This window comes from Aureibaculum marinum, assembly GCF_003813905.1.
GTDB classification, from domain to species: domain Bacteria; phylum Bacteroidota; class Bacteroidia; order Flavobacteriales; family Flavobacteriaceae; genus Aureibaculum; species Aureibaculum marinum.
In genome coordinates this window covers 1-24102 of record NZ_RPFJ01000014.1, presented here as the reverse complement: position 1 = coordinate 24102, position 24102 = coordinate 1, and the positions used below count along the sequence as shown (strand labels likewise).

The window sequence follows — 24102 nt, the reverse complement described above, 5'->3', positions numbered from 1 at the left end:
TTGTCAAATATTTAACAAAAGATGGTAGCTTTGCAATTCAATTTTATGGATGTAATTTTAACATATTTTAAAGAGTTATCTGATAAACAATTAAGTCAGTTTCAGCAATTAGAACAATTATATACTTTTTGGAATGCTCAGATTAATGTAATTTCTAGAAAGGATATTTCTACGTTGTATGAGAGGCATGTACTACATTCTTTAGGTATTGCCAAAGTGCAGTCTTTTAACACTAAAGCTAACATATTAGATGTTGGAACGGGAGGTGGATTTCCAGGAATTCCTTTGGCCATATTATTTCCTGATACTCAATTTTTATTGGTCGATTCAATAGGTAAAAAGATAAAAGTTGTTGAAGAAGTTGCTAAAGCATTGGAATTAAAAAATGTAAGAGCTCAGCATACTAGAGTAGAGAAAGTTAAGGGTGAATTCGATTTTATCATTAGTCGTGCAGTTACCAATATGAATGATTTTGTAAAATGGACACGTAAAAAAGTAGCCAAAAAACAGAAACACGAGCTAAAAAATGGAATTCTATACCTAAAAGGTGGCGATTTAACCGAAGAGTTGACTAATTTTCCTAAAGCAACAATTTATAACTTATCCAATTATTTTTCTGAAGATTTTTTTGAAACCAAAAAAGTAGTACATGTGCCATTAAAGTATAAGCCTTAGTTTAATTTTTAAATTTAAAAATCTCATAGCTTGGGTCAATAATTTTATTGTGATATTGTAAGCTTTCATATATTAAATTTGCATAATTTATTGTTTTTCCAACTAAGTGAGTTGTACCTAACCATTCATCTTTTGAAGCCATTTGAACAATCTCATTATTTTTAAAATTGAATGTAATAATTTCATTGTTATATTCAATTTCATAATGTTTATCTTCGTTCCCTTGATAAACAAAGTTAGTATGAATTGAATTTCTATAATGCATTAGGCATTCAAAGAAATTTAATATTTCTTTTCGTTCAATGCTCAATTCTTTTTCCTGTTGTTTTAGTAAAAGTCTAAGTTTTCTTAAAAAAGGAACTCTTGATAGTGATTTAAATTTATGTTTATTATAAATGTTATCAGGCAATATTAAATGGCAATTTTTTAAATCCTTTTTTAATTTTTCCGCATCAATATTGAGTAATTCATTTTTGTTCTTTTCATTTAGACATTTGTCACAAATTAAATTAAGTGATAATTCAAAAGAAGAATAAACCCGTATCATTAACATAAAATTAGAACTATGATAGTAGTTTTTAAAAATGGTATTTAAATGTTCAGGATGATTATTATGAGGAATTTCTTTAAACGGCTCATAAAATTGATTAAAATCTATACCAGTATAAAAATTACGATAATGAGAATATAATGATATATAGCTAAGTTCAAAAAAAGCCGAACGAACATCTTTATCACTATATTTCTTAGCCCATGAATATAAAAAATTATAAGATTTTTTAACTTCTATTTTTATGTCATTTGCTATTTTCTGTGAAGTCATGTCCATCTTTTTAATGATAATTAATAGTTGTAAATAGTGATATTTTTCTTACTTAATCAATTTTTAATGTTTTATATAGCTTTAAATGATTCTGAGTTAAGTTATTTATCATGCTCAAGAGTTTCCTCTTTATTCCATCCTGTTAAACCAGCAGAAACTACAAATTTCATTACATCACTTGAGTTTATATCTATAGGGGTTATGTTAGCTTTAGGTACAATAAATAATTCTCCTGAAAAATTATAAGAATGAGGAAAATACACAGCAACTTTATCTTTTAGGTGTAATAATTCTAAATTTTCTTCAGTAATAAAACCTAATTTTTCTAAATCAGAATTGAGATTTACTTTTACCAAAACAGGTTGGCTAAATTTCTTTTCTTTTCCTACAAAAGCCGAGAAAAGATCATTAAAAGCTGAGTAAATAAAGTTTAGAAGAGGAATACGAGCAAGAAGGTTTTTAAACACTTTTCGTAATGGATCTGCAATTATGGTTCTTCCTAAAAAACCTACAAATATTAAAAATAAAATAAGGGTTAATAGACCAAGTCCAGGAATTTTAATATCAAAAGAAGTAAGTAATAAATCTTGTAGTAAGCCATCTAAAAAAGTAAAAACTGCATAAATTATGTATGCAGTAATACCTAAAGGTGCAATATATAGTAATCCTTGTAAAAAATAATTGACTAGTTTTTTCATTGTAGTTCTGTTTTATTGGAGTAAAAGTAATAAGAAATAATAACCAATACTAACCTATATTCAATAAAAAACCACGACAATTGTCGTGGTTTTTTTATAAAAAATGAAATTACTTATTCTCCTAAAAACGGATATCTATAATCTGTTGGAGGAACAAAAGTTTCTTTAATAGTTCGGTTGTTTACCCAACGTAATAAGTTCCACACAGAACCCGCTTTATCGTTAGTTCCAGATGCTCTTGCACCTCCAAAAGGTTGCTGACCTACTACGGCACCAGTAGGTTTGTCGTTAATATAGAAATTACCTGCTGAATTTTCTAAGGCATTTGTAGCGATATCAATAACATAACGATCTCCACTAAAAATGGCTCCTGTTAATGCGTATTGTGAAGTTTCATCAACTAAAGTTAATGATTTTTCCCATTCTTCATCTTCGTAAACATAAATTGTTAAAACAGGGCCAAATAATTCAGTACACATTGTTGAGTACTTCGGATTTGTGGTTAAAATAACGGTAGGCTCTATAAAATAACCTACAGAGTCATCATAATTTCCACCAACAATAATTTCAGCATCACTATCGCTTTTTACAGCATCTATATAGCTAGTTACCCTATCAAAAGCTTTTTTGTCAATAACAGCATTGATAAAGTTAGAAGTATCTTCAGGGCTACCCATTTTCATTGTGGCTAAATCAGCCTTTACTAATTTTTGAACTTCATTCCATTTGCTTTTAGGAATGTAAGCACGTGAAGCTGCAGAACATTTTTGACCTTGATATTCAAAGGCTCCTCTTGACAAAGCTGTTGCTACTTGTTTGGCATCAGCAGAAGGGTGCATCCAAACAAAATCTTTACCTCCTGTTTCACCTACAATTCTCGGGTAAGAAACATATTTACCTTGGTTTATATTTTTACCTATTTGTTCCCAAAAACTATTAAATACGCCAGTAGATCCTGTAAAGTGAATACCTGCAAAATGTTTGTTGTCTAATAGCACTTCAGTTATCATTTTAGGGTCACCAGTAACCATATTTATTACACCATCTGGTAAGCCAGCTTCCTTAAATAATTCCATTATTATTTGAGCAGAATAAACTTGTGTTTGAGCAGGTTTCCAAACACATACATTACCCATCATAACAGGAGATGCAGGTAAATTACCAGCTATTGCGGTAAAGTTAAAAGGAGTAATTGCATAAATAAACCCTTCTAAAGGTCTGTATTGCATTCTGTTCCAGATACCTGGGCTAGAAATAGGCTGATTGGCATAAATTTCTGTCATAAATTGAACATTGAATCTAAAGAAATCTATAAGTTCACAAGCTGAATCTATTTCTGCTTGCATTACATTTTTAGATTGTCCAATCATTGTTGCTGCATTCATTCTGTCTCTGTAAGGCCCAGCTAATAAATCTGCAGCTTTTAAAAAGATGGCTGCTCTGTCTTGCCAAGGTGTAGCTGCCCATTTTTTTCTTGCTTCTAACACATTTGAAACAGCTTCTTCAATATGTTTTTTTTCAGCAACATGGTAATTTCCAACGGTATGTTTATGGTCGTGTGGAGGGTGAATAGAAACTGTAGTTCCTGTTCTGATTTCTTTACCTCCTATATAAAAAGGAATGTCTACCTTTTCAGAGTACATTTTTTTATAAGTATCTAATAGGCTCTTTTTTTCAGGACTATTAGGTGCGTAAGTTTTTACAGGTTCGTTTATTGCTTTGGGTATATTATAAAATCCGCTTGCCATAGATTGTGTATTTTTATGAAATTCAATTAATTTTGTTACAAAGTTACAAATAGTAAGTTATAAATATGTACCACTCAATCAATAAAAAATAAGTAGATAACATATTTTTAATTCTTAACTTCAAAGAAATTAACAATAGTGTAATAGTTTTTGTTTTAAAAGATTGTTATGAAAAATTCATATTAGTTGTCGTTATTAAGTTGCAATTATATTTAAACCCAGTTTTCAGGGGTATTGTTTTTACTGATTTTGGTATGTTTCTATGTAAGTATTTTATCTCATCTTTGTATTGTCAATTATAAGAATACAAAAAATCCTATAAATAATGTGTACTGTAACCTTTCTTCCTTTAAACAAAGAGGGTTTTATTCTTACTTCAAGCAGAGATATTCCTTTTTCAAGAGAAAAAGCTTTATCTCCAAAGAGGTATATTGAAGATGGTGTATCTATGTGGTATCCCAAAGATGGAAAAGCTGGAGGGTCATGGATTGGTATTAGTTCTAAAAATAGACTTATATGTTTGCTTAATGGAGGGTATGTGTATCATACTTCTTTAGCAAGTTATAAAAAAAGTAGGGGGTTAATTGTTAAGCAACTTCTGAAAGTTGACAATATTAAAAAAGGATTGCATGAGGTTGATTTAAAAGGAGTAGAGCAGTTTACTTTGGTAATTTTAGATTGGAATACTAACGATTTTGAGCTGTTAGAGTTCGTTTGGGATGGAGCTAAAAAACACCTAAAAAAAATGAAGCATGAACCTTATATTTGGTCATCTTCAACACTTTATGATGATGCTGTAAAGCAAATGCGTTGGCAATGGTTTAAAAATTGGCAGAATGATCAACTTATTTCTCAAGAAAGTATTTTAGAGTTCCATCATTTGGCAGGAGTTGGAGACCCAAATATTGATGTAATGATGAATAGAAAAAATGGAGGAACTGTTAGTATAACTTCTGTAAAAAGAGTAAAAAACAATATTAATTTTTTATACGAAGACGTAAGGACATTGAAAAAAACTGAATTATTAATTGAATTGAATAATTCGAACTGCGAAAACGCGTTATAATCACTTAATGATTACCATGATAAAAAAAATTAACTACCTTTTTGTATTTGTATTGTTACTGATTTGTACTGGTTGTTTCGAAATTGTTGAAGAAGTAAATTTAAATGATGACGGGTCTGGAAAAGTCACTTTAACGCTAAATTTAAGTAGAAGTAGAACAAAAATAAACTCATTAATGCTTTTAGATAGCGTTAATAATTATAAAGTACCTACAGAGAAAGAAATTAGAAAGCATTTTTCAGACATTGTAAAAAAAGTAAAAAGTACAGAGGAAATTTCTAACGTAGCAAACTCAATAGATTTAGAAAATTATATTTTTACACTGTCTTGTCATTTTAATAATGTTGAAGCTTTAAATACTGTAGTTTCAAATTTTAGTTCAAAAGAAGAGGCTAAGAGAATAAAAAACCACAAACATTTTAGCTACAATACCTCTGAGCAACTTTTTACTAGAAGTTATCATTATGATTTAGCTAATGAAATTAAAAAGACCAAAATGGAAGATAGAGAAGTTTTTAAAACGGCTTCTATAACTACTATTTATCGTTTTCCAAAACCAATTGTTTTCGCAAAAAATGATGCCGCTAAAATTTCAAAGAGTAAAAAAGCAATAATGTTAAAGGTATCTGCACAAGATATTATAAATCAAAAAAAATCAATCAAAAATCAAATAACACTACAAAAATAAAAGCATGAGAAAGATAATTTTAATTAGTGCAATAATTGCATCTACCTTAAGTTTTTCACAAAGTTTGGAAACTAAAATTCCTGCAGAGGTACAAGCTGTAATATCTATAAATGGAGAAAATTTACTTGATTTAATGACCGTTACAGATTTAGATAATAATGCGATTGGGAAAGAAATAATAAAAGATGTTAGTAGAAAAAATCCTGATTTTAATAGCTTGAGTGATTTTGGATTTGATTTAGAATCAAAAGCATTTTACTTTTATCAACCAACGGATAGTATTTCTTATCACAACTTTTTGATTAAACTAAAAGACAGAAAAGCTTTTGAGCAAATGTTAGATTCAAACACATCGGTTGCTGTTAACAGAACAGGAAATGTTAGTAGTTTTTTAGATAGAGAAACAACTATTATGTGGAATGACAATACCCTTTTATTTACTGCTGGAGAGCCTTCTTACAGTTATTTTAAAGACAATGAAGAGCGATTTAAAAAACAAGCCGAGAATGAAGATGAATATTACTATCAAACAAAAATAAGAATAGCCTCTGGGTGGACTTCTAATTATTGCAAAAAGATTTTTAATTATAACGGGGCTTCCATTTTACTAAATAAAAACTATTTAGAAGCTAAAGATAATAAAGCGGTTGCGTCGGCTTGGATAAATAACTATATAGAATTAATGACAAGTTTGACAGGAAGAGGACTTTTTAATTACTCCATAGGTCTAAATCCTAATTTTAATAATTTGGGTTTTGGCTCTATGAATTTCAATCTTTATTTTGAAAAAGATGCTACAAGACTTACTTATACTATGAATACTGATAATAAATGGAAAAAGTCCATCAAAAAGATGTATAAGTCGAAGATAAATCGTTCGTTTTTTAAATACTTTGATATTAATGATGTTTTAGGATATACAAGTATTGCTTTAAATACAGAAGCTGTTTTGGAAGAATATCCAAATATGATGTCTGATATTTATGGAGGTATTTTGCCTAAATTCAAAGAAGAAACTGCTGTTAGTGCAGAGTTACTTTCTTTAATTTTAGATGAAAAAGCTATAGGAGAATTAATTACTGGTAATGCCTTGTTAATTTTAAATGATTTAGGAGAAAAGGAAGTTACTTACACCACATATGAGTATGACGATGAATATAATGAAACAGAGGTGGAAAAAACAAAAAAAGAAATGAGTCCTGATTTTACTTTTATGATTGGGTCAGAAAATGAGGAGTTTTTGTATAAAGTAATTGATTTAGGTGTTAAACATAGTGCATTTGAAAAAAATGCTAATTATTACAAACTAAATATGCCTAATGATGTTCCTTTTGATTTATATGCTATAATAAAAGATGAAATTGTTTTTATTACTTCCTCAGAAAAACAATTGAAAAACATTGTCAGTTCATCTCCTCATTCTAATGTTGGAACTCATAAAAATCGTATTCGTAAAAATGCAGCTGTAATGTATTTGAATATTGAAAAATTATTATCTAAACTGCCTGTTGATGAATTTAGAGCAGATGATAAAAAAATGATTTCTTTTGCGTCTAAAAATTTGGGGAATGCTTATTATACTTTGGGTAAAGTAAAAGGAAGTAAATTGGTTTCTGAAATTACTGTTGAAACAGCTAGCAATCGTGAAAACTCATTAAGGGTATTGTTAGATTTTATTGACTTTTTAGCAAAGTAATATGCTGCTATGAAAAAAAAGTGGTTCTATTTTTTACTTGTTTTAGCGGTTTTTGTTGGAGTGATGTATTTGTGGAGGTACAAACAATCGCAAATTTTTGAAAAGAGAGTTCCGTCTTTTGCAACCAAAGTGATAAATGTTAATTTAAGACAGATAGAAAACCAGTTGTTATTTGATTTTTTAGCAAATCCAATTGTTTACATAAAATCTAGAAAAAAGAAAGATTCAATAAAAAAGACAAATACTTTTTTAACTAAAGGAGTACGTATACCAAAAAATATATTGTTTTATACTAATTCAGAGGAATTAAAAAACAATTGGTTCAGTAGTGTAATTTATCTAAGTAATACCCCTAAATTTTCAGCTTATTTATTAGAAGAAAAATTTAAAAAAGAAGAGGTTGGTGATTTTGTTTTTTATAAAAAAGATAAAGTTATACTGGCTATAAAAAACGAGCAATTAATAATTGCTCTAAATTTTAGAAAACCGTCAATTGAACCTTCAATTTTTGAGTTGTTATTTAATAATCAGAATTTTTTAAATAAGAATGCTACTGAGTTAAAACCAATTGTAAATAGTCAGCGAGATGTTAGTTTCTCTTTCGGTGACGATTTTTTGGAAGCTTGGTTTAGTAAAGGTACGCTTACTATAAAAGGAAGATTAAGTTCTAATTTATTTATTGTAAATTCTAATGATAGAATAAATAAAAATGGTATTGTTTCTTATGCAGGTAAAATTAATAAGAACAACCAGTTATTTAAACAATTTTATGCAGATAGAAAAGATAAATTTAATGAACTAACTCATTTGTCATTAGATTCCATTATTAGTAAATGGAATGGAAAAATTAGTATGAATATAACTGCTATTGATCAAAAAATTGACACAATAGTTTCTTATGAATATGACGATGATTTTAATAAGGTTGAAAAAAAAGTTATTCAAAAACAAAATATTCCAACATTAGCGTTAAAATTAGGACAAGAAAATACTTTTAGTCTGTCAAATTATTTTTATCGTAAAAACGCTATTCAAGTTGTTGAAAACGATACGGTGTTTACTGCTATTCCAATTCTTAAATTTTTAACTACTGACACTAAAGAAACGTTTGTTTTAAAAGTAAATCAAGAAGAGAATAGTTCAGATGTCTCTTCGGTAACCTCAAAGCTAAACTTTTATTTTAATGTAGAAAAGTATCAAAAAAAACCACTTGATATTCCTTTAAATAAAATCCAAAAAAAAATGGTAAAGTTGGTAAAAACTACAACACTTGAATGGAAAGAAAATAATCAATTTTTTCTAGAAATTAATCTAAAAGATAAAAACAGAAACTTTTTGGGTCAGTTATTAAAACCATAGGTTGAGAGTTATAATACAAAAGCAATAAAAGAAACTAAAACAGAGCCTATAGCTGCTAGGGTGATATAAATAGTATTTAACATTAAAAATTTAATAAATGTTTTAAACCAGTGTTGTTTATAAAAGTGATGTAAAGCTCTTTCTAGATAAAAAAGAAAAACAAGTATAAATATTACATTACCTAAATCTGTCTTAAAAATTCTGTTAAAAATAGTAAAGCAAATAAGTAGTAAAAAAAATACCGTTTGAACGTTAAAAACAAATACTAAATGTTCTGTATAATTCCACTTATGTCGGTAATAAAGTAATGCCAAAAACAAGGTGAAAATTGGAAGTAAAAAGAATAAGGCAATTGAGGTTTTAGAAATAACGCTTTTAAAATAAGAAGATCTAAAGGAAGCGTCTTCTATAAACTTATTAATATTATGAGCTATTTTAAAGTAGAATGCATTCCATCTCGTTTTCTCTAAACCTAAATCATTTATTGCATTTGCAGCAGACGCTTCTGGATGCTCTTCGATGTATTTGGTAAAATTATTTATTTTATTTCCTAAAAGCGTTTTGACAATGTTATTTTTTATATCAAGTGTGTATTGATCTGGAATGTAGTAATTTATTTCCTCTTCGATAAATACGTTTTGAACATACGTGTTGGCATCTTTGGTTAAAGAAGATATTGTACTAATTTCTTCCCAATTGTCATTTTTTGCATTGTTATTAACCTTAAAAGAAATAAATGACATTGTAGATTTATAAAATTCTCCATAAAGAGAATCTTTTTCCTCTTTAGAAATAGAATCGTTTTTAAGTTTTTCTAAAAATTCGGTTTTATAAAATATAGAATCAATTCTACTAAATAGTTTTTGCTTAATGTTTCTACTTGATGAAATGTTTTTTACTGCTTCATTAGCCTTAGTTGAAAAAAGAGCTGCGTTTGAGTTTGTGTCATTTTGTGCTAAGTTATTTTGGTTGTTAGTGATAGCTTTATTCATAAGAATAGAATCACTAGAAATTTGAGTTGTTTTTAAAGAAGTGGTATAATCCTCTATATAATATTCATCAATTACAGCAAAAAGTCCTTGTAATAAAAAAAATACAATACTTACATTTATATATAACCGAAACGGATTCATATATTTTTTACGTTTCCCTTCAATGTATTCTTTAGATACTTTGCCAGGTTTAAAAAGTAACGGTATAAATGTTTTAAAAAAACGAGTATCAAAAGAAAAAAAACCGGAGAAGAATTCTGTAATAAACTGTTTAATGCTTATTGGTGAGGTGTCGTTTATTTGTCCACATTCAGAGCAAAAGTTGTCCTTGTCAGAGATAGGTTGCTTACAATTCAAGCATTCTATTCCGCGTTTGTTTTTAGAAAATCGAGTAGTTGATTTCATGTGTTTTAAAAGTATGGCTTTACTATGTTCACACTTTTATTAATGTAGCTAATCTACAAAAAATATGTATTATAAATTTTTCTACCTAGTAAAGGTGAAGTTTAATTTAATACCGCAGGCACTGTTAATTGAAATGATGGAATTTGAACTTTAAATTTACTTGTGTCTGTAAAGTTAATCATATTGTAGAATCCACTCATGGCTCCCGTAGGTGATGTTAGATTGCAATAAGAACTGTATTTGTATGATTTTTTTGGGGCAATAATAGGTTTTTTACCAATAACACCATCACCTTCAATAACTTCTAAGTTGTTTAAAGCATCAAATATTTTCCAATGTCTGCTAAGTAGCTGAACGGAAGAGTTGCTCTGGTTTTCAATGGTAATTTGGTAACTAAAGGTAAAAAGAAGTCTATGAACTTGATGCCTGATGCCTTCAAATTTTGTCTTTACCGATATTTTAATTCCATTTGTTACTTGTTGTACCATAGCTATACAGTAGAAATATGAACACAAAGATATAAATATTTTTGTTGTTACTCTTTGGTTATGCCTTATGTTTTAAGTGTTCGTAAATAAGAGAAGCTCATTTGAAAATTAAACTTTTCTTATTTGTAGAACTAAATTTAATATAAGATAGATGCAACATTATTTATTTAGTTGCGTAAGTTTTCAGAATTTGCTGTTCCATAACCTATAATCTGGTCATAGCGACTACCAATTGGTTTGTAATAAACAAGTACAGAATAATCATTTTCTGTTTGATAAAATGATCCTTCAATTGCATGATTATTTACTTGTTTTTTTTCGTTTGCGGTAACATAAGTATAATTGTAAAATCCTTGTTTTAATAATAAGGTACCAGTATATAACTTAAGGCGTTCGTTGTATGACATTTTATTTTCATCAGTAAGTTGCCAATCGTTAAAATCGCCATAGATGTAAATATCATCTTCACCAACATCAGTATATGCCTCTAACGTAAAATGAACATAAGAATAGTCTGCTTCAGTTGCGTTAATGTCACTATCAATAGTTCTTATTAAAAAATTACCATTAATATCTGGATAATATGTGTATGGTTTATTTTTTCGCAATTCATCAGTATACAAATAGGTGTTGAATAAGCCATCTAGTTTGCTTTTTGCAATATTATTGGTGGCATTTCTAATTTCTTTAGTGTCAAAAAATAGATATTCATTTCCTGCCCAAAAAGAAGTCTTATCTGAATATTTATAAAGTAATTGATTTCCACGATAGAACTGAGGTTTTAAGTTTTTAATGGCAGTATTCCAATCGTTATTTTGATAAACTACTACTTTAATTTCTTGACTAGGATTATTAATTAATAAATCAGGGTGACTAATACTAAATTCAATATTTTGCTTGGAGTTAATGGTAGCAATATCTCTACTTTTATGTACGGTTACACCAACATCAACTAAAGATTGATATACAATAAAAGGACGTGTAAAAATAATATTGTCAGCTTCGTCTAAAATGGTAATTAAATAATTTCCTGTTAGTTTTATTTGAGTTTTTTCGTTGGGTAGTACTAGTTTATAATAGGTGTAAGGTTGTAAGGTATTAAATGAGTTTTCATAGTCTCTAATCCAATCACTGTTGTAGCCATTAATATATTCTGTGGCAATAAGTTTGGATATTTTCCAGTTGTAATCGTAATGTTCAATTTTATAAGAATATTCTTCTTGGCTATCACTTAAATCATCAAATTGTAAAATTAACGACTCGCCTAGCTTAATAATTGGGGCATAATTATTTGTTTGTGTTGAATTTAAAATTATGGTTTTTATATACTCAGGTGGGTTAACAATTACTTCAGATTGAGCTTGGCCATAACTAATGCTAAAGGCTAAAATTATAAATATAAAATAGTGTTTTTTTAAGTGTAGCATTATTCTGTTTGTTGAGGTTTTGCTCAAATTTAATACCAAAATTAGTTATTAAATTTCATCATAAGAAAATTATTGAATAATTTATAAGTCAAAATTATAAATTATGATACAAAATCTTTAGATTTGCACCGTTTTTTATTGATAATTAACTATACTATATTAATATGTCAAAAGACATTCGTATTAAAAAAGGCTTAGATATCAAGCTTGTAGGTGAAGCAGAGAAGACAACTGTAACATCGCCCTTAGCTAGTGTTTATGCTGTAAAGCCAGAAGATTTTCACAAAATTACGCCTAAACTACTTGTTAAAGTAGGTGCTGAAGTTAAAGCGGGCGAAGCCCTTTTCCATTCCAAACAATTTGAGAACATGATGTTTCCTTCGCCTGTAAGTGGTGAGGTTATTGAGATTGTTAGAGGAGCAAAAAGGAGAATTTTAGAAATTAGAGTTTTAGCAGATAAGCAACAGCAGTACCAAGATTTTGGTAAAAAAGATGTAAATAGTCTTACTGCAGATGATATTAAAACGCATTTGTTAACATCAGGTTGTTGGCCGTTTATAAAAAAACGTCCATATGATGTTATAGCAAACCCTAATGAAGCTCCAAAAGCTATATTTATTTCTGCTTATGATAGTGCTCCGTTAGCTGCTGATTATGATTATATTTTACAAGGTAAAGAGTCAGAACTGCAGGCTGCAATAACTGCATTGTCAAAATTAACAGAAGGAAAAGTTCATGTTAGTATTGGAAAAAAATCGAATTCTCCCTTTGCTAATATTAATGGAGCTGAAATCCATAAAGTTTCAGGGCCTCATCCAATTGGTAATGTAAGTACGCAAATTGCGAAGATTGACCCGATTAACAAAGGTGAAGTAGTTTGGGTAGTTACTCCTCAAGATTTGGTAGTTATTGGTGAATTGTTACTTACTGGTAAATTTAATTTAAAAAGAACGGTTGCTTTAGTAGGTTCTCAATTTATAAAAAATCAATATGTAGAGGTTATTGCTGGGGCTAGTGTCGCAGATATTGTTGCGGAAAATTTAGACAGTAATACTAGACTGATAAGTGGTAATGTGCTCACAGGAAAACAAGTATCTGAAAAAGATTATTTAGGTTATTATCATAAAGAGATTAGTGCTATCCCTGAAGGTGATACTTACGAATTTTTTGGTTGGAATAAACCTATTTTTAATAAAATTTCAAATACAAGAGCGTTAACTTTTTCGTGGTTAAATCCTAATAAAAAATACAATCTAAATACAAACACCAATGGTGAACACCGAAACTTTGTATTAACAGGTAATTACGAAGAGGTTTTTCCATTAGATATTTATGTAATGCAAATCTTAAAATCTTGCTTGTATAAAGATTTAGATGAAATGGAGGCATTAGGAATGTACGAAGTAGCACCGGAAGATTTTGCATTGACAGAGTTTGTATGTGTTTCAAAACAACCACATCAACATATTATTAGAGAAGGTTTGGATTTAATGTTAGAAGAAATCGGTTAAAATTAAAAAAATGGGTTTAAAACAGAACTTACATAAATTAAAAGAGAAATATAAAGGCACTAAAATGGCTCCGGCCTTTAATGCTTTGCATACTTTTTTATATACACCAAACGAAACCGCTCACGGAGGTACGCATATAAAAGCAGCCGACGATTTAAAGCGTACAATGAATATGGTAATTTTAGCATTAATTCCATGTTTAATATTTGGTATGTTTAATACAGGATATCAACACTATTTAGCAGCAGGTGAAATACAAGCTGTTTCTGGTGGCTTTTTTAGTAGTGAATTTTGGACTATGCAAAATTTTACTTTAGGCTTTTGGAAAATTTTACCATTGATTATTATTTCTTATGGTGTTGGTTTAGGTGTTGAATTTATTTTTGCAACTATAAAAGGACACGAAGTAGAAGAAGGATATTTAGTAACAGGAATGTTAGTACCTTTAATTGTGCCTATTGACATTCCTTATTGGATGTTAATTATAGCTGTTATTTTTGGTGTAGTACTAGGAAAAGAAGTGTTTGGTGGTACAGGAATGAATGTCTTTAATCCTGCATTAACTATTAGAGCTTTTTTGTTTTTTGCTTATCCAACTTGGATGAGTGGTGATAAAGTTTGGGTGCATGGTGCAGTAGAAAGAGCAAAAGAAATTGTTGCAGGTTCAAATGCTGATGCAATTTCAGGTGAAACTATTTTAGGAGGTTTAGCACAATCACACCCTATTGATTATTCAGTACTGGACATGTTTTTTGGTTTTATACCAGGTTCAGTAGGGGAAACATCTACCCTTTTAATCCTATTAGGAGGATTGTTCCTTATTTTTACTAAAATTGGTAGTTGGCGTATTATGCTAAGTGCGGTTATTGGTGCTTTAGTAATGGGGTATATTTTTAATTTAGTTGTAGCTGGAGGTTTGATAACAGAAACTAGTAAATTTTATGGATTAATGAGTACCGAATTTTGGCATCATCTATTAATTGGTGGTATTGCATTTGGTATTGTTTATATGGCAACTGATCCAGTATCGGCTGCACAGACAAATAAAGGGAAATGGATATATGGGTTCTTAATAGGATTTGTTTCAATTATGATTCGTGTATTTAATCCTGCTTATCCAGAAGGAGTAATGTTGGCAATATTATTAATGAATGTATTTGCTCCAACTATAGACCATATGGTTATTAGAGGTAATGTGAAAAAAAGATTAAAACGAGCAAAATTAAAAACAGCTTAAGTTATGGCAATCGATACAGATAAAAATAGTTACACCGTTATTTTTGCCATTGTTATGGTATTGGTAGTTGGCTCTATACTTGCAGGGCTCGCTCAAGGATTAAAACCTTTGGTAGACGCAAATAAGCGTTTTGAAAAACAACAGAATATATTGTATGCTATGGGCATTAATGCTAATGAAAGTACAAGTGATGTTGTGTTTGTTTCAACAGATAAAGTTGAAGAAGTATTTAATAACGCAATTACAAAACAATATGTTATTCAAGGAGATGAGGTTACAGAGAATCCTGAAGCATATATGATAGATATTAAAAAAGAAGAGTCTAAAGCAAAAGATCCTAATTATCAAAGACAACTTCCTTTGTTTGAAGGCGTAAAAGATGGTAAACCATTATATGTAATTCCTATTCGAGGAAAAGGATTATGGGATGCTATTTGGGGATATGTAGCAGTTGATAAATCAATGGTAGTTCAAGGTGTATTTTTTGATCATAAAGGTGAAACTCCAGGGTTAGGTGCTGAGATAAAACAACGTTACTTTATGGACGATTTTGTTGGAGAACATGTATTAACTGAAGATGGCGTTTTTAAAGGAATTACCATAACTAAAGGGAATGGAGACCCTAAAAATGAAAGAAAAGAAGATTATGCTGTGGATGCTATTGCTGGTGCTACCATTACTGGAGATGGGGTTACTGCAATGATAAAGAAAGACTTAAAAATGTATGTTCCTTATTTTAAAACTTTAAAATAATTAAGATGGCTGAAGTAGCAGAAAAAGAAAAAATTGTAGAGGTTCAAAAAGAGCCTTTATTTTCTAAGAAAAACAGAAAACTAATAACAGATCCTTTGACGGATAATAATCCAATTACTATTCAAGTATTGGGTATATGTTCTGCATTGGCAATTACCGCACAGTTAAAAGCATCTATTGTAATGGCAATTTCAGTAATGTTTGTGCTTGCTCTTGGTAACGTGGTTATTTCTTTAATGAGAAATATTATACCTTCAAAAATTAGAATTATTGTCCAATTGATTGTAGTTGCCACTTTGGTAATTATAGTTGATCAAGTTCTTAAAGCTTATGCTTATTCTTTAAGTAAAGAACTATCTGTATTTATTGGATTAATTATTACCAACTGTATTATTATGGGACGTTTCGAGGCGTTTGCCTTAGCGGAAGGTCCTTGGAGATCTTTCCTAGATGGTATTGGTAATGCAGCTGGGTATGGTGTTATTTTAGTAATTGTTGGTTTCTTTAGAGAATTATTAGGTTCAGGTACTTTATTAGGATTTAAAGTTCTTGGAGACCCTGTTGAAAAAACTGGATTATATGCCATAGGTTATGAAAATAATGGATTTATGGTTTTACCTCCAATGGCATTAATTGTGGTTGGACTAATTATTTGGGTACAAAGAAGTAGAAATAAAGAATTAATAGAAGAGCATTAAAATAAGTCTTCAGTCTTTTGTTCATATTACTATTGAATACATTGACTGCCGACTACATACTTAAAAAAATGGAATATATAGAATTATTTTTTAAATCAATTTTTGTAGATAATATGGTATTTGCATATTTCTTAGGAATGTGTTCTTACCTTGCTGTATCTAAAAAAGTATCAACCGCTGTGGGTTTGGGGGCTGCTGTAATTTTTGTATTAGCAGTTACTGTACCTTTAAACTGGTTATTAGATCAATATTTATTACAAGAAGGAGCTTTAACATGGTTGGGCCCTGAATATGCTGAATATGATTTAAGTTTTCTTTCTTTTATCATGTTTATTGCTACCATTGCAACTATGGTTCAATTGGTAGAAATTATTGTTGAAAAGTTTTCACCAGCATTATATAATTCATTAGGTATCTTTTTACCATTAATTGCTGTAAACTGTGCTATTTTAGGAGGTTCTTTGTTTATGCAATCTCGTGAAATCCCTACCTTATCTGAAGCGTTAACTTATGGGGTTGGCTCTGGTATTGGTTGGTTTTTAGCTATTGTTGCTATTGCTGCTATCCGTGAAAAAATAAGATATTCAGCCGTACCACCTGCATTAAGAGGCTTAGGTATTACGTTTATATTAACTGGATTAATGGCCATTGGATTTATGAGTTTTGGAGGTATGTTAACTGGAGGTGACGAAGGAGGTAAAGAAGTGCCAACTACAACTGAACAAGCAATCCAAATAGACGAAAAAACTAACGATACTGACGTTATTTTTAATAAAGAAGAACAAATAGAAGAAACTACAACCGCTTTAAATCAATAATATGTTATTAGCTGTAAGTACATTAGGTGTAATCATAACAACAGTAGTTGCCTTTTTGGTAATTACATTACTATTGGTTGCATTATTATTATTTGTAAAACAAAAATTAGCACCATCTGGACCTGTAAAAATTACTATAAATGATGAAAAAGTTATAGAAGTTCCTTCTGGTAACTCTTTACTTTCTACTTTAGGTAATCAAAAAATATTTTTACCTTCTGCTTGTGGTGGTGGAGGTACTTGTATTCAATGTGAGTGCCATGTTTTAGAAGGTGGAGGTGAAGCTTTGCCTACCGAAACACCGCATTTTACTCGTAAAGAATTACAAGCTGGAGCCAGACTAGCATGTCAAGTTAAGGTAAAACAAGATATGAATATTACCATACCAGAAGAGGTATTTGGTATAAAAAAATGGGAGGCTACTGTAGTACGAAATTATAATGTTGCCTCATTTATAAAAGAGTTTGTTGTTGAAATACCTGAAGATATGGGGTACAAAGCAGGAGGCTATATTCAAATTGAGATTCCACCTTGTGTGGTGAAATTTGAAGATATGGATATTACTGCTCATCCAGAAGAACACGAAACTCCAGATAAATTTCAAGAAGAATGGGATAAATTTAAGTTATGGCCATTAGTAATGAAAAATGATGAAGTTGTTGAACGTGCTTATTCTATGGCTTCTTATCCTGCTGAAGGTAGAGAAATTATGCTAAATGTGCGTATCGCAACCCCACCTTTTGATAGACAAAAAGGAGGATGGATGGATGTAAATCCTGGTGTAGCTTCATCTTATATTTTTAATCAAAAACCAGGTGATAAAGTTGTAATTTCTGGACCTTATGGAGAATTCTTTATCAATGATTCTGACGCTGAAATGTTATATGTTGGTGGTGGAGCCGGTATGGCACCAATGCGTTCTCATTTATATCACCTATTTAAAACATTAAAAACGGGTAGAAAAGTTACTTATTGGTATGGTGGACGCTCTAAACGTGAATTGTTCTATATTGATCATTTCCGTCAACTAGAAAAAGATTTTCCTAATTTTAAATTTTATTTAGCATTGTCTGAACCTTTACCAGAAGATAACTGGAAAGTTAAAGAAAGTATAGATGCTCCTGGAGACGGTTTTGTTGGGTTTGTACACAATTGTGTAATTGAACACTACTTAAACCATCACGAAACTCCTGAAGAAATTGAATTGTATTTCTGTGGACCGCCATTGATGAATAAAGCTGTTCAAAAAATGGGTGAAGATTTTGGTATTCCTGATGAGAATATTAGATTTGACGACTTTGGAGGATAATTTTTAGAATATAAATACACATAATTAAAAAAACCGATAGAGAAATCTATCGGTTTTTTTATTGTAGTTACTTGTTTTTAATTGTGAATTAAAATATGACACTTCTATATAAAAAAACACTGTTATTGTATACTTTTACTTAAAAAAGAAGAGCTAGTTATTTCTATTTGCTAAAACTGTTACAACTTATAATTGATTTGATATGTATGTTGTAACATTATAAAAAGTATCTACCCAATAGTCTTTTTCATTGTTTTTAAGGTAAACTAACAACTCCGTTAAGGCTTCATTAGATACATTTAGGTAACCACCACCAACACTATGAAACATAAATGTGGCAATTGTTCCGTTTTTTCTTGCTTCTTTTACATATTCTATTAATTCTTTACCACTGTGCCCATCTACAGACCAACTTGGCATAAAATTAATATCAATATCTTTCATTGTCTTTGGTATTGGACCATCACTTCTGGCTGCCGAAAACATTTGTTTTACAACATCTGTGTAAGTTGTATCACCTTGTACTTTATAGTTTGAGCAGGTATAAGCATAAGTTCTTTTGCTTTTTCCGTCAATAGCTTTAAGTAAAGTATTAGCCGTATATAATTCCATACGTATTTGTTCTAATGTATATTGGTTTAAATCATATTCTGATTTAACCCAATCAAATTGTTTACCATCGCATGGATGAAACAAAGAATGGTTACCAAGTTCATGGCCATTTTTTACGATGTTTTTCCATTCTGAAGTACGTTTTTGTAAAGATTCTTTATTCCCAGGACAATAAAATGTTCCCTTTATATTAAACGAATCTAGTATAGGAATAGCGTTATCTAGGTGAGAATCTTGGCCATCATCAAAAGTTAAACAGACAGCTGCTTTTTTATTTTCTGGCCATTGAAAAGATTTTTTTAAACTTTGAGAATGTGACATTTGGAAGAATAAAATTCCTGTAGCTATATATAGAAATGCTTTTTTCATAACTTTTATATTCATTTAATCAATTTGCGTACTATTGAAATAACCAGTCTAGTTAGCATAACTACTAAAAAATTGTTCTGTATCTTTAATGTCTTGGATTCCTAAAATCCAACACACTTCTGATAAGTCTGAGAAATCTAACCCTCCAGCAGAAATAGCTTCATTGTTGTAACGGCCATCTTTTCCATTGTATTTATTTGATATTTCAATGGCAAGTTGCCAAATCTTAATTAGCTTTTTAGTTTTTATGTTCTTTTTCCAATACGTATATTCAGGTGTTCGAAATCCTGGTGTTCCATTACCAACGACATTTCCATCTGCAATTTTATGATAATTAATGTGTTTTTTAACAAACTGAAGGCTTTCTTTAGAAGTAACTTTTTCATTCCAATCACTATGTTGAACTACGTGTATTCGGTCTTTACTATTTAATTGGGGTAACTCTAACCTAATAGCTTTTATTAATTCAGCTGTAAAGTCAGATTGACCAGCTTCTGCAATCCAAATGTCTCCTCCATCTTTAAGTGTTTTAATGGCTATCATTTTAACTTGTTTTATGGCATTTTTAAAGTTTTTATTAGCATCTGTCCAGTTATTTCCAAAAGCAAGTTTAAATAACTTATTAGGGGGAACATACAACCCTTTTTGAATGCCATAAGTGCCAGCAACAGCATGATACTTTATTTTAGAAAATTTAGAATTAGACATTAAAGTTGCAAGGGCAGCAGCCGTTTGAAGATCATCTACATCTGTTTTACAATCAAAATGAACCAACAATAAATCTTTTTTTAAATTGAAGTCTTTGGCACTGCTTTTAAAAGGAATGGCTATAAAAGCCAAAACTACAAGTATTATTTTATATTTCATTGTGTTGTTTTATTAGATTATAAAAGCATAATACTTAGCTAAAAGTACTAAATTTTGACGGATTTGTCACGTTCTAAAATATGGCAATAGGTTAAAATTGAATTTACGCTGTTTTTAAATATACCATATTTAATGTTTTAAAGTTTAAAGATAAGTGTAATGTTATTTGGTTGTATTAATTAGTTGCACGTTTGTTTTAGAAAAATTCCCTATGTTTTTATACAACTTAAGTTATAAATTTAATACTAACATTAAATTTATAATAATTATATATAGAATAAAAGAGAGGAATAAGCTTTTAAAACAGGCATTTTTATAGTAAAAATAGAATTTCTTACGATGATACTTACAAAAGTACATTGGTTAAAAATAAATATTAAATTTGATTTGAAGAACTGGACTAGGGCTTTTCATATGAGTTTTTTGTTGTACAACGTTTTTATTCCATTATTTTTTTAATTGTAAAATCTTTTTTTGTATTTCTTCCATTCAAATAATCGTTCCAAGTTTGTGGTACTTCGTAGTTAGGTATTACACCTCGTCCTTTTATTTTTGGTTCTACATTAATTTGAAAATGAACAGTCGGGATTTTTACCTCAATTTTTGAATTTGGCAATTTTATATATTCTGAATATCCACTAACATTTCCTTCGTAAGTTCCACCGGTTTCCTCTCCAATAAATATACCCCTGTTGGTCATTTTTATCAAGCTGGCAAATTCTGCACCGCCCGAAAATGTCTTGCCACTTATTAAAACATACAATTTTCCACTGTAAATTAGTTCCTTTTGTGGTTTTTTATATCCTAAATCGGAATAGTAATCGCTGAACAATGTGAAGTTTCCTCTTTTTGCAATTGTGTCTTCAAGTTTCCATTCGTCTTCTATATATCCTTCTTTATCTTTATTTTTACGATATGGTTTTGGAAGCATTGTTACTTGCTTATATTTTTGTATGATTTTGTTTGACAAATAGCTGTAAAGTAAATTTTCATTTCCTTCTGTTCCTCCGCCATTGGCTTGAATGTCTATAATTAAATGTTTAATATGTAAAGAGTCTATTTTTTTAAAGTTGGATTGATAAAATTTTTCGTAATTAATATGATCATCGCCAAAACTTGGTATACTCAAATAGGCAATGGAATCGTTAATATGCTCAAATTTAAAATGATTATAGTCAAAATCTTGTGAAGCAAATTTGGCATTTTTGGTTTTAAATTTTGTAAATCGAATTGCAGGAATGGTTAAAGTTTGTGTTTTATTTTTATTAAATTCTTGAACTTCAATTTTAAATTTTTTCTCTTTACCGTAAACCAATTTATAAAGTAGTGAAAAATTTAAACCTCCAACCCATTCGCTTTTAGAAGTTTTATTAAAACCGTCGGTAGGAATTAAAGGATAAACTTTTTTAAGTATTTCACTTACTTTACTGCCATTGATAGAAAGTATTTTTACACCTTTTTTAAGACCTAAAACCTCTTTGCCATAATTTTGTGTAACAATGAGATTTTCGTTACATAGTTTGACTGTTAATGGTATAAAAGATTTTGAGAGTCCAAATTTTATCATTGACCACCTTGGAAGGTCAATAGAAGTATGTCCTTCATTTGTTAATCCAATAACATACCTTAACTTTTGGTAGAACTCTAATTTTGTTTGACCTGTTTCTAATGTGTTCCGAATACTATCAATTTTCGAATTTGTTTCATTTTTTCCAACATATTCATAAAGTCCCTGATGTTGTAATTTTAGTTCTGTGATTAAATAATCAAAATCTTCAACGAATTTTTTATGTGAATTAGAATCATCTGTTGATTGAGCAAAAATTGAATTTGATATTATAAAAAAGATAAGTGAAAGATATAATATTTTTTTCATTTGGTTTTAATTTTTTCCAAATGTAATACAGTCATAATATTAGCACTTGTATAATATTGGCAATTATAGTTTTTCAATGATGCTTTGTTGGTAATTTTTAGGTGAAATTCCTACAAAACGCTTAAATGTTTTGGAAAAATGTGCCAAGTCTGTAAAGTTGTATTGATACGCTAATGTTGTAAGTTCTGTATTTGAATTAATTAGCATTTTACTTGAAAAAACTTTTTTCATCAATATGTAATTAATTGGTGTCATGCCTGTAGATGCTTTGAATTTTTTCGCAAATCCATATTTATTAATATTCGCAATTTTCGATAGTTCATCTAAACTAAACTTTTCGCAAATGTGTTTTTCAATGTAGTTATTAACCTCCTTAAAACTATTTAGATTTAATTCAGAATATTCTTTGTCGTTTTCTTGTGAGTGCGATTTGATGGTATTAATAAATTGATGTAGATTAAATTCGATATTTTCAGTTTCTTGTTTATCAATAGCATTTTTAAGTTCCACAAACAATTTGTTAGCGTTTTTACTATTTATTTTTCTGTTTATAAATTTAATATTCTTTCCGTTTAGTATGTATTTCATCAATTGATTAGGAACATATATTGTATCAAATTTCAATTGAGTTGTTTTGTCAAATAGTGGATTAGAATGTATTTCGTAAGGGTTAGTTATTGAAATTGAACCTGCTTCACTAAAAAGGCTTTGATGTTCAAAATCAATTTGTTCAATTCCTGAGTGTATTAACGAAATGCAAAACGTTTCGTGAAAGTGTTTTGGAAATTCAGTTGTTTGGTTTTCAATAGTTAAATATTCTAAATCATCTAAAATCATTGTTGTTTTCTCAATGTTTTTTTCAAATATCTTGTCCTGAAATATGGCTACAGGTTAAAATTGAATTTACGCTGTTTTTAAATATACCATATTTGGTGTTTTAAAGTTTAAAGATAAGTGTAATCTTATTTGGTTGTATAAATTTATTGCATTTTTTGCAGCTCTCTTTGCGTGAGCTACATTATCAACGGTTTGAATTGAGCTTTATAACTTATAATCATACAGATGCTGGTGACGACTCTAGAAGTTGATCACATATAGGATGCGGAGCAAGTTATATATGGTATTAAATTATTGATAATCAATATAAAAGATAAAAAGGATTATCAACAATTTAACACCCCAAAAACATCATTATGTAATAATTAAAAATAAAATATTCACTTTGAAGTGAGTGACTAGTGTTTTTCATAGGATACGGTGTTGTGTGTAGTTTTTTTCTTTTTTATTAATTCAGTTATTTTTCCGATTCCGAAAACAAAGAACGCAATAATTCCAGAAAAAATTAATCCAGTTATAAATGAAAAATTTCTTCCAGTATCACTTATCAGATTTCTCATCGCTTCTTGCTGTTCAGGCGTGATTTCATTTCCGCTAAAAAATCCGTCTTGATTTAAGTCAAACTTATTCGAATTCCATTGAGCATAAATGTCATTATAAGTTGCTCCTCCAACAATAAATAAATAAAACAGAAAGAAAACTGTCAAACTTATCCAAAACCATTTCAGTTTTCCGTTTCCAAATATTCGCTTTCTTTTCAAGAATATTATTCCTAAAATTAAAATTGAAATTATTGATGGAATTATTAAATGATAATGTAAAGTTATTTCGTTCATTAAATTTCTGTCGGTTTGGTCAATATTGCCTACAACGTTTAGTATATGAAAAGTAGGCGGTTTCGATGCTCCAAATTTTCGGATAAGCACAAAGTTTGATTCGAGCTAAAAACCTTGAATTTACTGATATTTCGCCTATTTTTTATATACTGCTTAAATTTGAATTTTATTAAATTTAACTATTAATCATAAAGAACCAAAGAGAGAATTAAGGTTAATATATACGGTGAAGCTTAGACTTCGACAACATTGGTAATCCTCTCTCTTTTCTACTTAAAATCACGTTCAGTTCTGTGAGACCTAGATCTCGTTTT

22 protein-coding genes are annotated in these 24102 nt (G+C 29.5%); 11 read left to right on the top strand and 11 right to left on the bottom strand.

Annotated features, from left to right (window positions below; translation table 11 throughout):
• The first annotated feature begins 45 nt into the window (after nt 1-45).
• A complete protein-coding gene (gene rsmG, locus EGM88_RS10880) occupies nt 46-675 on the top strand; it encodes a 16S rRNA (guanine(527)-N(7))-methyltransferase RsmG (protein ID WP_123898321.1) in 630 nt (209 codons plus the stop codon).
• A gap of 1 nt (nt 676) precedes the next feature.
• On the opposite strand, the gene EGM88_RS10875 is transcribed toward rsmG, so the two are convergent.
• The 3 genes from EGM88_RS10875 to pruA form a co-directional block, all read right to left on the bottom strand.
• Nucleotides 677-1498, bottom strand: coding sequence for a hypothetical protein (locus tag EGM88_RS10875; RefSeq protein WP_123898320.1), 822 nt, complete (start codon nt 1496-1498; stop codon nt 677-679).
• Nucleotides 1499-1599: 101 nt separating this feature from the next.
• Nucleotides 1600-2196: a DUF502 domain-containing protein gene (locus EGM88_RS10870; RefSeq protein ID WP_123898319.1), complete on the bottom strand. Its 597-nt coding sequence runs from the start codon at nt 2194-2196 to the stop codon at nt 1600-1602.
• 113 nt (nt 2197-2309) lie between these two features.
• On the bottom strand, nt 2310-3944 hold the full coding sequence (gene pruA / locus EGM88_RS10865) for an L-glutamate gamma-semialdehyde dehydrogenase (protein WP_123898318.1): 1635 nt from the start codon (nt 3942-3944) through the stop codon (nt 2310-2312).
• 325 nt (nt 3945-4269) lie between these two features.
• Between pruA and EGM88_RS10860 the strand changes: the two genes are divergently transcribed.
• Genes EGM88_RS10860 through EGM88_RS10845 form a run of 4 tightly spaced genes read left to right on the top strand, consistent with a single transcriptional unit; the run spans nt 4270 to nt 8753 of the window.
• A complete protein-coding gene (locus tag EGM88_RS10860; protein WP_123898317.1) occupies nt 4270-5010 on the top strand; it encodes an NRDE family protein in 741 nt (246 codons plus the stop codon).
• A gap of 16 nt (nt 5011-5026) precedes the next feature.
• Complete coding sequence (locus tag EGM88_RS10855) at nt 5027-5698, top strand: hypothetical protein (RefSeq protein ID WP_123898316.1); 672 nt, start codon at nt 5027-5029, stop codon at nt 5696-5698.
• 4 nt (nt 5699-5702) lie between these two features.
• The gene (locus EGM88_RS10850) at nt 5703-7394 is read left to right on the top strand and encodes a hypothetical protein (protein WP_123898315.1); all 1692 of its coding nucleotides are present in this window, start codon (nt 5703-5705) and stop codon (nt 7392-7394) included.
• Nucleotides 7395-7403: 9 nt separating this feature from the next.
• Nucleotides 7404-8753, top strand: a complete 1350-nt coding sequence (locus EGM88_RS10845) for a hypothetical protein (RefSeq protein WP_123898314.1) — start codon at nt 7404-7406, stop codon at nt 8751-8753.
• 8 nt (nt 8754-8761) lie between these two features.
• Here the strand turns inward: EGM88_RS10845 and EGM88_RS10840 are convergent, their stop codons facing one another.
• From EGM88_RS10840 to EGM88_RS10830, 3 genes are all read right to left on the bottom strand, one after another.
• A complete protein-coding gene (locus EGM88_RS10840; protein ID WP_123898313.1) occupies nt 8762-10150 on the bottom strand; it encodes a DUF3667 domain-containing protein in 1389 nt (462 codons plus the stop codon).
• Between the two features lie 101 nt (nt 10151-10251).
• Nucleotides 10252-10638: a Co2+/Mg2+ efflux protein ApaG gene (gene apaG / locus EGM88_RS10835; RefSeq protein ID WP_123898312.1), complete on the bottom strand. Its 387-nt coding sequence runs from the start codon at nt 10636-10638 to the stop codon at nt 10252-10254.
• A gap of 167 nt (nt 10639-10805) precedes the next feature.
• Nucleotides 10806-12065, bottom strand: coding sequence for a type IX secretion system plug protein (locus EGM88_RS10830; protein ID WP_123898311.1), 1260 nt, complete (start codon nt 12063-12065; stop codon nt 10806-10808).
• A gap of 164 nt (nt 12066-12229) precedes the next feature.
• Between EGM88_RS10830 and EGM88_RS10825 the strand changes: the two genes are divergently transcribed.
• From EGM88_RS10825 to nqrF, 6 genes are all read left to right on the top strand, one after another.
• Complete coding sequence (locus tag EGM88_RS10825; protein ID WP_123898310.1) at nt 12230-13576, top strand: Na(+)-translocating NADH-quinone reductase subunit A; 1347 nt, start codon at nt 12230-12232, stop codon at nt 13574-13576.
• A gap of 10 nt (nt 13577-13586) precedes the next feature.
• Complete coding sequence (locus EGM88_RS10820) at nt 13587-14813, top strand: NADH:ubiquinone reductase (Na(+)-transporting) subunit B (protein ID WP_123898309.1); 1227 nt, start codon at nt 13587-13589, stop codon at nt 14811-14813.
• Nucleotides 14814-14816: 3 nt separating this feature from the next.
• Nucleotides 14817-15566, top strand: coding sequence for a Na(+)-translocating NADH-quinone reductase subunit C (locus EGM88_RS10815; RefSeq protein WP_123898308.1), 750 nt, complete (start codon nt 14817-14819; stop codon nt 15564-15566).
• Nucleotides 15567-15571: 5 nt separating this feature from the next.
• A complete protein-coding gene (locus tag EGM88_RS10810; protein ID WP_123898307.1) occupies nt 15572-16264 on the top strand; it encodes an NADH:ubiquinone reductase (Na(+)-transporting) subunit D in 693 nt (230 codons plus the stop codon).
• Between the two features lie 68 nt (nt 16265-16332).
• Nucleotides 16333-17082, top strand: a complete 750-nt coding sequence (gene nqrE / locus EGM88_RS10805) for an NADH:ubiquinone reductase (Na(+)-transporting) subunit E (RefSeq protein ID WP_123898306.1) — start codon at nt 16333-16335, stop codon at nt 17080-17082.
• A 1-nt stretch (nt 17083) separates the two neighbouring features.
• The gene (gene nqrF / locus EGM88_RS10800; RefSeq protein ID WP_123898305.1) at nt 17084-18391 is read left to right on the top strand and encodes an NADH:ubiquinone reductase (Na(+)-transporting) subunit F; all 1308 of its coding nucleotides are present in this window, start codon (nt 17084-17086) and stop codon (nt 18389-18391) included.
• Between the two features lie 186 nt (nt 18392-18577).
• Here the strand turns inward: nqrF and EGM88_RS10795 are convergent, their stop codons facing one another.
• From EGM88_RS10795 to EGM88_RS10775, 5 genes are all read right to left on the bottom strand, one after another.
• A complete protein-coding gene (locus tag EGM88_RS10795) occupies nt 18578-19372 on the bottom strand; it encodes a polysaccharide deacetylase family protein (RefSeq protein WP_162497571.1) in 795 nt (264 codons plus the stop codon).
• A gap of 48 nt (nt 19373-19420) precedes the next feature.
• Nucleotides 19421-20239, bottom strand: a complete 819-nt coding sequence (locus EGM88_RS10790) for a hypothetical protein (RefSeq protein WP_123898303.1) — start codon at nt 20237-20239, stop codon at nt 19421-19423.
• Nucleotides 20240-20678: 439 nt separating this feature from the next.
• Complete coding sequence (locus EGM88_RS10785; protein WP_123898302.1) at nt 20679-22115, bottom strand: S41 family peptidase; 1437 nt, start codon at nt 22113-22115, stop codon at nt 20679-20681.
• 63 nt (nt 22116-22178) lie between these two features.
• Nucleotides 22179-22952 (bottom strand): AraC family transcriptional regulator, encoded by a 774-nt coding sequence (locus EGM88_RS10780; protein ID WP_123898301.1) that lies wholly within the window; start codon nt 22950-22952, stop codon nt 22179-22181.
• Nucleotides 22953-23350: 398 nt separating this feature from the next.
• Nucleotides 23351-23878: a hypothetical protein gene (locus EGM88_RS10775; protein ID WP_238988426.1), complete on the bottom strand. Its 528-nt coding sequence runs from the start codon at nt 23876-23878 to the stop codon at nt 23351-23353.
• Nucleotides 23879-24102: the final 224 nt, after the last annotated feature.

Bases quoted from the DNA above. Each gene is read 5' to 3' on its own strand.
- EGM88_RS10845 (WP_123898314.1), top strand. From the start codon at position 7,404: ATGAAAAAAAAGTGGTTCTATTTTTTACTTGTTTTAGCGGTTTTTGTT.
- apaG (WP_123898312.1), bottom strand. From the start codon at position 10,638: ATGGTACAACAAGTAACAAATGGAATTAAAATATCGGTAAAGACAAAA.
- nqrF (WP_123898305.1), top strand. From the start codon at position 17,084: ATGTTATTAGCTGTAAGTACATTAGGTGTAATCATAACAACAGTAGTT.
- EGM88_RS10785 (WP_123898302.1), bottom strand. From the start codon at position 22,115: ATGAAAAAAATATTATATCTTTCACTTATCTTTTTTATAATATCAAAT.
- nqrE (WP_123898306.1), top strand. From the start codon at position 16,333: ATGGAATATATAGAATTATTTTTTAAATCAATTTTTGTAGATAATATG.
- EGM88_RS10870 (WP_123898319.1), bottom strand. From the start codon at position 2,196: ATGAAAAAACTAGTCAATTATTTTTTACAAGGATTACTATATATTGCA.
- pruA (WP_123898318.1), bottom strand. From the start codon at position 3,944: ATGGCAAGCGGATTTTATAATATACCCAAAGCAATAAACGAACCTGTA.
- EGM88_RS10840 (WP_123898313.1), bottom strand. From the start codon at position 10,150: ATGAAATCAACTACTCGATTTTCTAAAAACAAACGCGGAATAGAATGC.
- EGM88_RS10825 (WP_123898310.1), top strand. From the start codon at position 12,230: ATGTCAAAAGACATTCGTATTAAAAAAGGCTTAGATATCAAGCTTGTA.
- EGM88_RS10810 (WP_123898307.1), top strand. From the start codon at position 15,572: ATGGCTGAAGTAGCAGAAAAAGAAAAAATTGTAGAGGTTCAAAAAGAG.
- EGM88_RS10855 (WP_123898316.1), top strand. From the start codon at position 5,027: ATGATAAAAAAAATTAACTACCTTTTTGTATTTGTATTGTTACTGATT.
- EGM88_RS10815 (WP_123898308.1), top strand. From the start codon at position 14,817: ATGGCAATCGATACAGATAAAAATAGTTACACCGTTATTTTTGCCATT.
- rsmG (WP_123898321.1), top strand. From the start codon at position 46: ATGGATGTAATTTTAACATATTTTAAAGAGTTATCTGATAAACAATTA.
- EGM88_RS10875 (WP_123898320.1), bottom strand. From the start codon at position 1,498: ATGACTTCACAGAAAATAGCAAATGACATAAAAATAGAAGTTAAAAAA.
- EGM88_RS10830 (WP_123898311.1), bottom strand. From the start codon at position 12,065: ATGCTACACTTAAAAAAACACTATTTTATATTTATAATTTTAGCCTTT.
- EGM88_RS10860 (WP_123898317.1), top strand. From the start codon at position 4,270: ATGTGTACTGTAACCTTTCTTCCTTTAAACAAAGAGGGTTTTATTCTT.
- EGM88_RS10820 (WP_123898309.1), top strand. From the start codon at position 13,587: ATGGGTTTAAAACAGAACTTACATAAATTAAAAGAGAAATATAAAGGC.
- EGM88_RS10795 (WP_162497571.1), bottom strand. From the start codon at position 19,372: ATGAAAAAAGCATTTCTATATATAGCTACAGGAATTTTATTCTTCCAA.
- EGM88_RS10790 (WP_123898303.1), bottom strand. From the start codon at position 20,239: ATGAAATATAAAATAATACTTGTAGTTTTGGCTTTTATAGCCATTCCT.
- EGM88_RS10850 (WP_123898315.1), top strand. From the start codon at position 5,703: ATGAGAAAGATAATTTTAATTAGTGCAATAATTGCATCTACCTTAAGT.
- EGM88_RS10780 (WP_123898301.1), bottom strand. From the start codon at position 22,952: ATGATTTTAGATGATTTAGAATATTTAACTATTGAAAACCAAACAACT.